11 protein-coding genes are annotated in these 14,059 nt (G+C 56.8%); 6 read left to right on the top strand and 5 right to left on the bottom strand.

Annotated elements, in window-relative coordinates; genetic code table 11:
• Positions 1–30: 30 nt before the first annotated feature.
• Positions 31–1,584: an AsmA-like C-terminal region-containing protein gene (locus tag W02_RS04310; RefSeq protein ID WP_173045138.1), complete on the bottom strand. Its 1,554-nt coding sequence runs from the start codon at positions 1,582–1,584 to the stop codon at positions 31–33.
• A 244-nt stretch (positions 1,585–1,828) separates the two neighbouring features.
• Between W02_RS04310 and W02_RS04315 the strand changes: the two genes are divergently transcribed.
• The 5 genes from W02_RS04315 (at position 1,829) to W02_RS04335 (ending at position 5,882) form a co-directional block, all read left to right on the top strand.
• Entirely contained in the window at positions 1,829–2,662 is an 834-nt protein-coding gene (locus tag W02_RS04315; RefSeq protein ID WP_173045140.1) for an alpha/beta fold hydrolase, read from the top strand.
• Positions 2,663–2,877: 215 nt separating this feature from the next.
• Positions 2,878–3,261, top strand: coding sequence for a hypothetical protein (locus tag W02_RS04320; protein WP_173045142.1), 384 nt, complete (start codon positions 2,878–2,880; stop codon positions 3,259–3,261).
• Positions 3,262–3,443: 182 nt separating this feature from the next.
• Positions 3,444–3,848: a hypothetical protein gene (locus tag W02_RS04325; RefSeq protein ID WP_173045144.1), complete on the top strand. Its 405-nt coding sequence runs from the start codon at positions 3,444–3,446 to the stop codon at positions 3,846–3,848.
• Positions 3,849–4,529: 681 nt separating this feature from the next.
• Entirely contained in the window at positions 4,530–4,979 is a 450-nt protein-coding gene (locus tag W02_RS04330; protein ID WP_173045146.1) for a hypothetical protein, read from the top strand.
• A gap of 378 nt (positions 4,980–5,357) precedes the next feature.
• Positions 5,358–5,882 (top strand): hypothetical protein, encoded by a 525-nt coding sequence (locus W02_RS04335; protein ID WP_173045148.1) that lies wholly within the window; start codon positions 5,358–5,360, stop codon positions 5,880–5,882.
• A 167-nt stretch (positions 5,883–6,049) separates the two neighbouring features.
• Here the strand turns inward: W02_RS04335 and W02_RS04340 are convergent, their stop codons facing one another.
• Positions 6,050–7,249 carry a Fic family protein gene (locus W02_RS04340; RefSeq protein WP_197742132.1) on the bottom strand — a complete coding sequence of 400 codons (1,200 nt, stop codon included), beginning with the start codon at positions 7,247–7,249 and terminating at the stop codon, positions 6,050–6,052.
• Between the two features lie 273 nt (positions 7,250–7,522).
• Here W02_RS04340 and W02_RS04345 point away from each other — a divergent pair, with 273 nt between their 5' ends.
• Complete coding sequence (locus W02_RS04345; protein WP_173045150.1) at positions 7,523–7,906, top strand: VOC family protein; 384 nt, start codon at positions 7,523–7,525, stop codon at positions 7,904–7,906.
• Between the two features lie 141 nt (positions 7,907–8,047).
• On the opposite strand, the gene W02_RS04350 is transcribed toward W02_RS04345, so the two are convergent.
• The 3 genes from W02_RS04350 to W02_RS04360 form a co-directional block, all read right to left on the bottom strand.
• On the bottom strand, positions 8,048–11,548 hold the full coding sequence (locus W02_RS04350; RefSeq protein ID WP_173045152.1) for a hypothetical protein: 3,501 nt from the start codon (positions 11,546–11,548) through the stop codon (positions 8,048–8,050).
• 37 nt (positions 11,549–11,585) lie between these two features.
• Complete coding sequence (locus tag W02_RS04355) at positions 11,586–12,938, bottom strand: hypothetical protein (protein WP_173045154.1); 1,353 nt, start codon at positions 12,936–12,938, stop codon at positions 11,586–11,588.
• Positions 12,939–13,448: 510 nt separating this feature from the next.
• On the bottom strand, positions 13,449–13,742 hold the full coding sequence (locus W02_RS04360) for a GYD domain-containing protein (RefSeq protein WP_173045156.1): 294 nt from the start codon (positions 13,740–13,742) through the stop codon (positions 13,449–13,451).
• Between the last annotated feature and the right edge of the window lie 317 nt (positions 13,743–14,059).

Below are 14,059 nucleotides of genomic sequence, written 5' to 3' on the forward strand. Positions count from 1 at the left end.
CACGTCTACGCAGACCACACCGGCCCGTCGTTAATTGCCAAAGAATTTCTTCAACGCGCCGGAACCTTTTTCGAATGTCTTGCTCAAGAATCCGCTCACAGCTTCAAGAGCCTTGCTTTTGGCCTGTTCTACGACCCGATTTTTAACGGCCTCCGCATCGAGTCCAAAGGATGGCGCCTGCGTCGTCCCAGTGATCACAAGGGGAATCATCATGCGCCCGTCCGTGAGCGCAGTCTTGACGACCCGTGATGTGCCGGCAATCTTTTTGCTGAGCGATTCGGACAGCGTGATGCTGGTTTTCAGGTTGAGCGTCTGATCGAATCCCACCGTTCCTATTGCCGTGGCATCGAACCCGGGACATTCCATTCGAAACTTTTTCACCTGAATGCGTCCCTGATTCATCTCAAAATCGCTCTCAACAGTCGAAAACACCGTGAATTTGGCCATGTCCTTGGAAAAGCCCGCCGCTTCGAGCACGCCCGTAGCTTCTTGCAACAGATTGATCCCTTCGATCCTCCCGTCCTTGAGCACCAAGTGACCGCCTCCCTTCAGGTTGCGCGTCATGGCCGGTTTGGAAAAGCCACGGCCCTGGACAGACAGTTCACCGGCACCCGTTCCGCTGACCCAGACATGCGGAAGGTTCAGGTGTTCCATCAGCGGACCGAGCTGGACGCCCTGAAGAGAGGCCTTTCCATTAAATGGAGGAGATTCGGATCCCAGCGTCGCGCCACCCTGGGCCGTGAAACGTCCTTGAAACAAATCAAATGCCAGTTTGAGTAGACGTGCCTCAAGCCCATTCATCTCGGCCTGGAGTTGGACATTCTGGACCGTCAACGGTTTCTTTGGCGACTGCGACAAAGGAAGGAGGATAGCACTCGCGTTCTGTCCGTTGACCAACTGCATATGCAAGGTCTCGAAGCTCAACGGATCTGTGAGAGGGCCAAACGTCCCGTCGACGATGATCGGCAAGCGCAGCGGCTGTAGCGATGCCGTGAGATGAAGCGATGCCGTCTGGCCGAGGTGAACATTGCGAAGTTCCGCGTTCAACTCTTGGAGCGTATACGCCGAAGAGCTGCCGGCTAAAAGATCGCGGTAGGCGACTCGCCCGTTCAAAAGCGAGATGTGATCCAATCCCAACGCTCCGAGTGGGTTGTACGCGGGTGACTCCGGTGCCGGCGCACTCGGCTCCGCCATTCCCGCCTTCCCGATGGTGGACACATTCAACAGACCCTTCTTGTTTTTCACGAGCGTGATAATGGGATCCTTGAGCACGATCTCATCGAGCTCGAGGTGTCCGATCAAGAGAGGCAGGATGCGGGCACGCACCTCCAACGAACTCAACGACGCAAAAGAGTCGGCGCCGAACGTCGGATCATCCTGGACACTGAAGTCAGACAGCCGCACACCAACGTGGGGGAAAAGGGTCAGCCGGATGTCCCCCAGGCTGATCTTCCGGTTGAGCGCCGCTTCGATGAGAGGTTTGTACTGATCTTGATACTTATTGAGGTCAATGAGGAAGGGCAGCAGGACAATGACCAGACCGAGCAGGAGAAGAACGATCCCGATGCGTATCAGGATAGTCATTGGCGCCCACCCTCAGGGGGCCTACACTACTGCCCGCATCTCCTGCGAGTCAAGGACCTCCTGTTTTCGAGGACAACGGCGGCTCTCGCCGCCCCTCGTCGATTCCAATGCAATGCCGCGATAGCCACTTGCCAATCCCCCGGTCCCTGACTGGGCTGCTGACGATTCCAGCCCTTGCGCAGTCTCGTAAGTTCATGATCAAAATGTGACTGCAGCGCAAAAAAGGGGGGAAAGGAGACGCGTTATGCCCTACGTGACAGTCGGAGAAGAAAATGCCGGCAATATCGACCTTTACTATGAAGATCATGGCTCCGGAAAACCGGTGGTATTGATCCATGGATACCCATTGAGCGGCGCCTCCTGGGAAAAACAGATCCCTCGGCTGCTGAATGCCGGACACCGAGTCATCACCTACGATCGCCGAGGATTCGGCAAATCCAGTCAGCCCGCCGAGGGCTACAACTACGACATGTTTGCGGAAGACCTTCACAAACTGATCACCTCTTTGAAGTTGCAAAACTTCTCACTGGTCGGTTTTTCGATGGGCGGAGGTGAAATCGCCCGCTACTTCGGGAAATACGGTTCCAATGGCGCACGCAAGGCCGCCATCATCGGTGGGATACCTCCGTTCTTGCTGAAAACCGACGACAACCCCGAAGGCGTAGATGGCAGCGTGTTCGAGAGCATCAAGAAAGCCGTCGCCGGGGACCGCTATGCCTTCTTTACCGAGTTCTTCAAGAACTTTTACAACACCGACCTGCTTCTCGGTAAGCAGGTCAGCGAAGAAGCCGTACGCGCCAGCTGGAACCTCGCTGCAAGCGCTTCCGCAACCGCGAGTCTGGCATGTGTTTCAACCTGGGTCGAAGACTTCAGAAAAGATCTCACCCGCATGGATGTGCCCACGCTCGTCATTCACGGTGACAATGATCGCATCGTTCCGATTGCCGCGTCGGGTCAACGGACGGCCAAACTCATCAAAGGGGCCCGGCTGGTGGTGGTGAAGGGAGGGCCGCACTGCATTACCTGGACTCACGCAGAAGAAGTCACCGCCGAACTGCTGAACTTCTTACGCGGATGACAAAAGCCGACGCAAGGACGCCACTTCCATTCCTGTGCCCTTCTTACGCGTCATATTCAGACTGCATTTTAATGGAGGGCAAGACACAAAAAAGAAGAGGTAACCGTCTGGTGCGAAGAGAAAGATATTAGAAACCATTTCGCGGTGCCAACCGCATGTACCTTGTCGCCGGTGAACTTCTGGGCGTATAATTTTTACGATCAAGGAGTGTCGCGATGATGTACCGGTCGCTCCTTTCCATCGGTCGTTGCGCTTGTCTCACCATTCTCATCTTGTTTCCCTGTAGCTTTACAATGGCAGCCGACGGCCAAACTTCGAGTCCGGATACGCATCCGCCAGTCCCTTCGGATGAAATAAAGCCACTTACCGGACTTGATAACACTCCGCACGGCGGAACCCTGCCCGGCGGCACACTCCCGGGAGGTACCTTACCAGGCGGAACTCTGCCGGGTGGAACCGTCCCTGGAGGTACCCTGCCAGGCGGCACATTGCCTGGCGGTACTCTTCCCGGTGGCACTGTTCCAGGCGGGACTCTGCCGGGCGGAACCGTCCCTGGCGGCACCCTCCCAGGAGGCACGCTCCCTGGCGGGCCTCTGTAATGATGTGCGCGATATTCCCGCGATTGGCCCACCTACGTCTCCATGAGAAGAAAGGGACAGAAGGAGAAGCGGGACAGCAACTGTCCTCCTTTCTTGGTCCAGTCATAGCTCTGATGCAAACTCCATATCACGAAGCTCTTTCTGGGGTAATGCTGATAGGCTTGTTGACGCTGACTGCTTGCGTGTCTGTACGTGTCGAGCCGTTGACCGGTGCGGTCTATCCTCCTAACGAGCGCTCTAACCACGTGCAGTGGCTGGAATCAGCCCCTGAGTCTCCACATATCAAGTTGGCCCGGATCATTGCGACGAGTCAGAGCGCGGATGAAGACGAATTGCGTGACAAGATTCTGGACCGTGCCGCCACGCTCGGAGCGGATGCGGTCGTGATGGGAAAGTCCGATGTCTTGGAATCTGTCGGATCCGGCACGGCTCCGCAATCCACCATGGGACCAGCAGGAGGAAGTTCAGGAGGCTGGTGGCCTTTCTATTATGACCGTTGGAGTTTCGCGCAAGGCTCAGTCGATAAGACCTCGCTGACGGAATATTTATCTGGTACGGCCATCAGATACCTGAATGATAAACAATGAACCCCGGTCGTGACCAATGCCCCACAAAATAATAGCCATAATTGACTTGCTTAGTTCAGACGGCCTATCATCATCCTTTCTCTCGTACCGCTATCATCAGTTCTCATACCTAGCAAGATGCTGAAAAAGTCCTCCGGCTGCGTTCTCGCGTCGCTCAGAGATTCAACGGACGGCCCGGGCAAGAGCGGCTTGGGCCGCGCCGGGCGGGTGAGACCCGGGAAGACGACTGTTCCCACAGTCGGTGGGCGGGCGGGTGAGGACAGCAGCCTTTTGAACATCCTGTGAGCCCTTCCGACTCGATCAGCGATCATGCTGGTTCTGTGTTTTTCGGGGTCCAAAACAGTCGTTCAACTGCCTGTAGGATTAATTGCTGTCACCGGTGAACGAGTTCATGTCTTGTTGCGCGTTCGTTTCTACACCGCATGACCCGAGGCCTAACCTTGCTCTTCCTTAAGAAGAAATTATGAGCCATCTGAAGCGCCACGCATTCCCCCCGCCCGGCCAGGGCGCGCCAAGTGGGAAGCATTCCGCCGACCTAAGACCACCTGCTGCCAGCAAAGGCAGCGTGCACCCACTTGATCAGAACATGCCACTGTTACGTCGCGGCGTTGAAGGCGAGCAACCAGTGGAGCAGACGCGGTCGGTGATGCACCTCACAATCGACAAGAGGAGCACATGCCCATGCGAAACACACTGATAGCCGGTCTCTTCGCAACCTGCCTCCTGGTGCTGGCGATGCCGGCCGAGGCGCTGTACGTCAAAGACATGTGCGGTGGGACTCCCAGCGAAGGTGCAAGCATGACATGCCCGCCTGGCGACTATTTGTTGATCCGGCCACTATATTCGGACGGCACGTGTGGCGACTGGGCCTGTTGCCCGAAGAATGCCGGGGGCCCGTCAACAGGCTATAACTGTGAACTGGGGGTGCCTCCCACAAGAAGTGCAGTGAGCGGAACACTCAAGAAATTTTTAGGTCCGAGGGTCGTAATTCCGAACCTCACCCTGAGCCCGGCCACCACCAAACCGGTCCTTCCCGGAGCAAACGCGCCGATCATGCGCCGCAATGTGGAAGGTGAACAGCCGGACGCCGGGACAGCGAATCCGTCCGGTATGTCATCTGAGACGAAATGAACATGAAGCCAGTAAATGTGTGATCGCAACGCCTGATTACTCTCATCTTACTAGGCCAGTCGTCGACTACGGCAAGAAACGGGGAACCTTCTGAATCTTGCGGCGCGTGGTGAGGTGTTGTTGGAATCGTGAATACGCATCCGACTTTGCAATCCACTCACCGCGGCAGATGACGAAACGGACCGCATAATCTACCTGCATCGAGAATGTGGCCGCGACAAGCGATTCTCATGCGGTCGCCACCCTCAACGTCGAAACGGACCTGGGTGCCCTCAGCAGTGGCAGTGCATTCAGCAGCCAGATCGAAGGTTGGCGTGGCCGATTGCCGACTCCCCATACCTTATCGACATACAGCAATCCAACACACGGAGGCAGGCTATGCCCTCATGCAGCAATCTCGACATTGTGAAACTCGCGATTGATGCCCTCACACCTATCCTAGTCCTGATACTTGGAATTCGCGTGAATACATCTCTCAAGAAGAGCGAACGTTCCACCGATCTGCGCAGTGAGATCTATAAGACCATCGGCGTGGACCTAAATGATATTTACTGTTACTTGTCTTTCGTTGGCGGCTGGAAGGAATTGACGCCGATTGACGTGATTACCAGGAAGCGGTCGGTCGATAGAGCCATTTTCACATATCGACCATTCTTCTCTGAGGAGCTTTTTACCACCTACCAAAAGTTCATGCATGAATCTTTCAAGCCGTTTGGCGGACCAGGAACTGATGCCTGCATCAGAAGTGACGTCGAAAGTCCGAAGGGGGATAGACGGAGCCACGGGCTCAAGACATGGGATCCGGCATGGGAAAACAGATTCACCAAAGAGCAAAACCATAAGGCACAAGAAGAGGCATATGCCAAATTTCTGAAGCAACTCGCCCGTGACCTGAAGATCTAACGGGGAAGGACTCCGGGGACATTCTGAATTTCGCGACGACAGAATGGGGACGGGCTACTTTCTAACACCCCCGAAGGCCGTCCTCACTTCCTCAATGTCGACTCGAATTCCGATAGAGGCTTCTTTCATAGGTCTGCGCACTCCAGAGGAATACGGTCTCTGTTTGATTAGTTTGAGCTCCGTTCATCAATCAACCTGATCTCATAGCGTGTGCTTCTGCCACCGCCCAACGGGATCAATATGCCCTTTTCCGCAAGGTCCTGCAGGTCGCGAGTGGCCGTAGGCTTCGATGTCCCGGTGAGTGATATGTATTTTTTAGCGCTCATTCCTCCCTCGAAACCTATCGGACCTTCCTCCAGCATCCGCCGCAGCACCTGCAGTTGGCGCTCGTTCAGCTCATTCCTGAACCGGTCGAACAATCTTGCTTTCTTCAACGTGAAATCGATCTGCGCTTCCGCCTGGATCTGAGCCTCAAGCGCAATATTTACAAACCATGTGATCCATGGCGTGATCTCGCTTACCCTTTGAGCTGCCTGCAGCGCCTCGTAATAGCTCTTCCGCTTCGCTTCGATCGCGCGTGAGAGGCTCAGGAGCACCGGCCGGCCGAGACCCTGCGACAGAGCCTTTTCCGACAAGGCGCGCCCGATCCGGCCGTTGCCGTCCTCGAACGGATGGATCGACTCGAAATACAAATGCGCTATCGCCGCGCGCACGGCAGCGCTTCGGATTTCTCTTTTACCGCCCGGAGCCGTGTCGTTGAACCATTTAATGAACTGCGCCATTTCCGTTGGCACGGCCGATGACGGCGGCGCTTCGAAATGCACCTTCTGATGTCCGATGGATCCTGATACGACCTGCATCGGCTCTTTATGCCTCCGCCACTCGCCTGCCCTGACGCGGCGATTTCCCGCCATCACCATCCGGTGCCATTCGAACAGTTTCTTTTCTGACAGCGACTCTAAGAAACTGTCGCGAACGTCAAGCATCAGAGAAGCCGCGCCCTGCGCCCGTTTGTCGCCAGGCTGCGCGCCGCCGTCCATGCCGAGATTCCGGCGGATGGAGGACATGACGTCTTTCCGGCTTAACATCTCGCCCTCGATGGCCGAAGTTTTGATCGCCTCTGCCACCATCAACTCGATCGCCGTCTCCGTCCGCGCCTCGGGGCTAAGCCCCTCAAGCAGCCCACCCGCTCGGCCTGTCCGCTCCGCAAAAGCCAGCAGGACATCTCCAATGCCCCCCACCTCGTACCGGAATGCAGGCCAGTCTTTTTGCTGCCAGTTATAGCTCATGAGCCGATTATAGGACGTATTCGGCTCATAATACAATATAGTTTGAGCCGAATACGTTCCGTCATTCGGCTCAGCCAAACAAACCAGACGTCGTTTCGGAGATGCTTTGCCACCACCGAACTCAATCGGGTCTGGGTTGGGGGATTTTCACAGCCATACCGGGCCCGAGCGGGGGTCAAAAACCTTCAAGAGACATTCTGTCTCGGCTGGGAATTCCGGTTTCCTCTTCGCTGTTTTATCCAGGCAAGACTTTCAAGCCGTTGCCGTGAAGTCTGTCGCGGCATGCGCCTTGCGAACTTCCCTTTGGATTAACTAAACCCACAAAACCCAAGAAACTCATGAAAGGAGAACATGATGAAGAACAAAGTCGTGATGTTCGAGATTCCAGCATCGGATTTTAAGAAGGCCAAAGAGTTTTACGAGGCGGTGTTCGACTGGAAAGTAGAGTTATGGGGCAATGAAGGCGCAATGGCGCTCACCACACCGGCGGACAAAGACTACAATCCGACGGAGCCGGGCGGAATCAATGGCGGGTTCTATAAGCGAACATCCAAAACCGATCAGCCTTCGTGCGGTGTGGAAACTGAATCGATCGACGAGACACTCAAGGCAATAGAGAAGGCGGGCGGAAAAATCGTGACACCGAAACATCCTATCGATGAATGGGGTTTTATGGCTGACTTTGCCGATCCTGAGGGCAATGTGCTTTCGCTGTGGGAAAAGCCGAAAAAGTAATGCTGCCCACTGGACAGATGGATGGGGCGGAAAGACTGATTGTCACCTCTCTGCGGCGAATGGCCGGGATGCGCGGAAATCGAAAATGGCCGTCACTATTGAGGCACTCACTCGCGGTAAGAGCATCGCCGAGGCGACCGGTCACGAGGAGGTCGCTTCTCCGGCCACCGTGGTTACCAGAGCTCCGAAGTCACACACCGCGGCAATCCCGACGAGAAATCCGGTCGAGATGCCATCGGTTGCATCGTTCAAGGGAAGGAGCCAGGCACAGCTTGTGGGGATCGGGGCGATGATGTTGCCGGTCTCGGTCCAACCGTTCTTGTAGCTTGAATCCAGGGCCTGCTCCACCGTGGTCCATGCACCGATGCCAACAGACATGGCGCCGAAGAGGGAAAGAGCGATCGGCCCCACGACCGGAAAGTATCTTGACTCCGCCTTCACATTCGACAAGATCGCAAACGCAATGTTGAGCAGGATGGGCCCGAAGCCGAACGCCCAATAGGTGAGCGTCGCCTTGTCGGCCTCAGACCAGTCGTTCTCGGACTTCGACATAACCTTGTACGGCACGGTCACACCTAAAATCACCACACCGAGGACAATGCCTGCCCAGGACAGAAACGTGGCAAACGGGTCTTGTTCGCCATCGGCCGCAGCGGCAGACACATCGATCCCCATATCGCAGAACGCATAGAGGAAGTAGGTGATGCCGCCGAGAGTGAGCAATATTTCCTGCGTCGGTGTCATCGTGCCCGGGGCCGCTTGCGCGCCGGTAGACGACAGAGTTGGCCAAGGGATGGGACTGCTTGTGATCGCGTTGACCTGTGCAGAGGTGAACGGCGCCGACGCGTTCGCTCCGCCGAACAGAACCTTATAGAGGATGGTGGCCGGGATGGCGAGGATCAGGCAGAGCAGATCGAGGATCGTCAGATCATCCCCCGGATCCACAATCGTCCCCGTGATGACGTATTTGTAGAGCCACGAGATGATCGGAACGTCGATGTCGGCGTTCAGCACACTCTGGAGCGCGGTGATTGCCTCGCCGATCAAATCGAGGAGCGCGACGGCGATGTCTTCGATCACGTCAAGCACGAAGGTGATGACCTCTGCCGCGGCTTCGAGGAATCCGACAGCGGCGAGATCGAACACCTTGGTCGGATCGCTGGTCTGGATCTGCAGCAGGCTTTGCAGCTTTGCGGTGCTGTTCTGTAGGCCGGCAACCTGCTGCTGGATCATATTGAGCAGGTTGGCGAACGGACCGGAATCGACGGAAGCCGCAAGTGAGGCCGGGAGGCCGGTTGCGCCGGCGAAGTGTTGCTGGGCCTTGGAGAGAGCATAGTTGCAGCGGACGGCATGGCCGTTGAACGTCGCGCGATAACTCTGAGCCGCGAGACTCGACGACGAGCCGCCGGGCTGCTGGCTGATGAAGGCATTGAACGACTGGCTGCCGAACACGGTCCCGATCTGGTTGACGCCATTCGTGATCTTGCCTTGCAGCGCACTGAATTGGCTCTGGATCAGGTCGACCGCCTGCTCGTCGCTGTTTCTCAGATTCGTGAACACCGAGTTCACGTAGTACTTGATGACCGTATGCGTGCGGAGGATGTCGTCCCATTCGAACAGCATACGAAGCCACTCGATCATCATCTTGATGATATCGATCACTTCCTTGAAGAGCGTTGCGATCTTCTTCAGAACCAATTCGATGCCATCGACGATATCGTTGATTGTCTTCAGCGCATAGGCGATGCCATTGATGGCAAGGCTGGCCACGCCGTCGACGATGCTGACGGTGATCGTCTTCACTTCATCGACCGCGTGCTTGAAGAAGTGGATGACGTCTCCAACAATGTCGCTGAGCCAGCCGCCGACCGCGCTTCGGACTGCGGTCGCCCCGACGAGGTCCGTAGAGACCTCACGCCACACCAGGCGACCCGGTTGAGTGAAGTCGAGTTGGAAGCACACATTCGGCACAGCGGCACGCGGCGCGCTGCTCGTCGTCGGCGCGAGATTGACCGCTGCGGCGCCGAGCTTGGCGATCGTCCGGGCGGCGTGATCGGCATCGCTCGGTGACATCGTCGCGGGCAGCAGGCCCGCAGCCTGAAGCGAGGCGCCGGTCATCGGAAAGGTTGGATCCTGTCCGGCCAGCCGCTGATGCACGCGCAAGTCCGACCGGAACCAGGCCGCCGTTCCCGCCGCGCCGAAACTGCTCCCGAGCGCGGCGCCAAGAGACGGCGCGCTCAACGCCGTGGCCGTTGTCGCGATCGTCACCGCTCCCCTGCCGTCACTCTCGACCAGCACCGGCTCGTTCGGCCCGATATGGTACGAAAGACCGTTCGCGACGATCACCGCCTTGCGGTCCGCATACAGAGTTACGGGCGAGCTCGGCACGGGCAGCCCCTGATTACTCTGCGTGATCAGCTCCTGCGTGTAGGTCGTGGTCTGGGCCGGATTGGCGGTCACGCCGGCCGGCACCGCCAGTTGAGTGGTAAACCACGTGCTGCTGCCGCCCGTGATGTCCTGCGCCATCTGGCAAACCTGTTCCTGGAGATTGCAAAAGAACAGCTCCGGCCCGGCGGTCATGATCGGCGGGCAGGCAATCGCCGCAAGCTCGTCGCCGAGCAGGACCCAGTCGTTGAATGTCACGCCCCCGGCGTCGATCGAACCTTGCGATTGCCGGAGCAGCCAAAGTCTGGTGGTCGTGGCCTCGATGACAAACACCATCCAGCGGTTTTCGCTGTCGAGCCCGATGGCCACTTGCTGGGCGCCGGCGGGCTGATTCGCGCCGCCGGTCATCGGGGTGACAGTCGGCTGGTTGGCGAGGTAGTCCTCGATCCGATAGAGCGTTCCCGTCGTGCTCAGCAGTAAAAAACCAGGATCGTTGCTCTGAGACGGCATGGCGAATACCTGCTGTGCCGCGATGTCTCCAAGTCCGAGATCATGGCTCACGGCGGGCTGCGATCCCCACTGGAACATGCCGTCGATGATCGATCCACCCTGGAACGTCGTGGTCGCCCCTTGCAGCGTCACCACAGTCATTTGATCGCCACCCTGTCCCGGCAGTAGACGGTACGTGGCGCCGCTTGCAGCCTCCGACTCGAAGACCAAATCCCAAGGCTGCCCGTCCTGCGCTGCCAGCATCACGAAGGGAGGTGGAGAGAGATTCTGAGAGACACCATAGACAACCACATTGCCGGCGGCGTCGGTGAACATGGCAGTCTCGACCATTGCGCCAAGCGCGTTGCTCAGGTCAGGCGTCATCGGCATCGCCGCCCACCCGTTCTCAGGGGTCTTTTGCATCCCGATGACCCGGTTCACTCCGCTGGAAACCGCATAGTGGGCGAACACGAACAGCGAATCGCCCTGATAAAACCCGATCAGTTTGGTGATGGGCTGATCCGGCGCATCGTCGACCAGACGCTGCTCCTGCCCCCAGCCGGAGTGCGCGCTCGAATCACGGAAAAAGTGCAGCAACTCATTTTGATCGCTGACCGTAAGCAGTTCAGTCACGGGCGTCCCGCCGGTCCCATTTTGTAATGTCAGGAACGAGTACTGAACATTTTGGGCGACCGGAGGCCAGACGGTCAGCGCATAGTCCTCGATCATGTTGTAGTTGTACTGGATCTGCGTTGCTTGCATGGTCATCCCACCTCCTGTGTCCGAGCCGAAAAATCCCCGTGAGTTATCCCTTACCGCGAGGTTTTGACAGATCCGGCACGTAGCTGCACGACTGTATAATCAGATAGGGCAAATCTGTCGTTGCCATACTTGAGGTGCCACTGTAACTACCGTCGGCGGTCGTGACGTAGGACTGCCTTCCATATCCGGTTCGCGTCGGCCCGCCGGGATAGGCGGAGGCTGGAGGAGAGACAACTCCCGAGAACCCGTGGTCGTGCTGGACCGGAGTCTGGCTTGAACCAATCGGGTCTCCACCGAAAGTCTGCCCTTGCGTACCGTTGCCCCCAATGCCGATGATGAAGCGGCCATTGGCTCCAACCGTGACGCCCCAATCGTTCGGACATTCCTGGCCTTCAAAGAAAATGGACGTGCCTTGCGGAACACCATCGCTGTTACCAAACCCGTTTGTTCTTTCGCACACCAGCAGGCTCACATATGGCAGCAGCGGCCCTGCGGGGTCTGTTGTTCCGGTTACGGCATACGTTCCCTGATTCGCAAAGTCGACCCAGTTGGACGGAAAGGCCTCATAATCTCGCGACTGGGTCCCGAACGAGGACTGCAGTCCGTGGGTGTGGGTCGGAGGATTGGCCGGACTCCAGCTGGCCGAGGTCGCAAAGCCGGCAGATCCTGGCACGAGAAAGCGCCCATCTGCCGTAGCGACCGGTGCCCAGTTGTTCGGACAGGTCGACGCGTTGAAAAAGGCAACCGTTCCATACGGTGTTGAATCCGGGGATTCCGCTACCATATGTTCACACACCAGGAATTGCATAAAGGGCAGATTGAGCGACGTTCCCACTCCTTGAGTGGTGCCGCTGCTGTTGACCTGTCCACCTGCAGCCCTTGGGATATCTACGCCATCACCGCCGGTTGGCAATGACGAATTCGACCCGGAGGCTATAGTGCCGGTTACCGTGAATGTGTGGACGTGCTGGGGCTGCTGGAGATCACCCGCCGGGGTGCCTTTCTGAACCTGGACCTTCGAGCCATCGATCGTGCCGAGGATCAACCGTCCCTGTGCATACCCCGCCTCGGTCCAGTTATTGGGGCATACAGTTTGTCCCGATTGCGTCATGTAGGCGACCATGTGTTGCGGCAACCCCTGCGCTAGAGCCGAGTCTGGAGCCGCCCACAAGAGGCTGCCACATACCAAGCCGACAGCCAGACAGCCGGAGAGAACCGGCGCACCCTTCCCAGGGAATCGGATAAAACGGATGAACCCGGCGACAGAGTTCATGCAACGTTTCGCTTTCAGCTCGATTTCGAAAAAATCTTTCCTGAACTTCTCGTCGGCATGCGCTTTCCGGTCCTTTTCATGAGAATTGATCACGGTCTTGGCGAACATATAAACGTTGCGCATGGCGTGTGCCTCCCTAGGCTTGCATGGGTTGAGGATACCGCTGACGTCGATGAAGACATCGCCGATCTAGCGCGATTCAGTATGAGGATCACGAAGCCCGGAGCGCGCGGCCAAGCATTGCGACGAACCAGTCATTGAAGAAGCCGACGAACCGGTTGTCCTATTCGCAGTCCCGTTCGGATACTGCGTGTGCCAGCGGTCACCGAGAGATCGCCTCGCAAATCTCCAATCGGCGCAAGAATAGCCAGTTTCACTTAAGAGGACAAGCCTATTTGGTACGTAGAAATGGAAATCTGGAATTGACAACCTTGAAACGCAGAGATGTGCATCATGGAGCTACGAATCCGTGAATTTTTCTGACTGGTCTTCCCAGTAGTATTGCTTGTTTTCTTATGACCATGTACCGGCACGAGGATGCAGGCAGCTACTTTCCTGATTCTTCGCAGATCTTCCTCGCGCCTCGATCGATTCCAACCCAGTGCCGAATTCACTGCCTTGAAGGTGTGAAATTTACGTCAACCCACCGACAATCCTTCGAAACTCGTCCTCGGTAAATGCCCGCACGGTCTGCGTTCGGATATTGCCTTGCGAACCAAGCCACAAAAGGTATTCCGCAAGTACCGCATCATTGAGTACATCGACGATGGCCAGCATGTCATACGGTCCCGTGGTCAGATAGAAAGCTTTAATTTCCCCGCCCATTTCCTTGAGCTTCTTTTTTCCAAGATCGAGGCGTTTCACTGACTCTTTCACATTTCGAATCCCCTGGTCCGTCCACTGTGACTGAAGCAGATATGTCGGCATGTGTCCCTCCTTGATCATATCGAGTTCGAGTCGGCGACGGGATCGATCTTATCAGTGGAAGGAAACCAGTGGCATCTTGAATTTTGCTGCGCCGGGCAAGCCGTGGCCACTGCCATCTTTCAAAGATCCGCAGTTTAGGGATTTCCCATAGCCCTTACCTCAGACAGTCCAGCCACATAAGAAGACGACCATATATAAGTCCTGATGGGCTGATTTGTCAGTCCTGCCAACAGCGCTAGGCGAGTGAGAGAAGGCTCTGTTACTTTTGACAGTGTTTAGCCGAAAGACAACCCGGGTAAGATGCGGCTGCTGCTTGA

The organism is Nitrospira sp. KM1 (genome assembly GCF_011405515.1).
Lineage (GTDB): Bacteria > Nitrospirota > Nitrospiria > Nitrospirales > Nitrospiraceae > Nitrospira_C.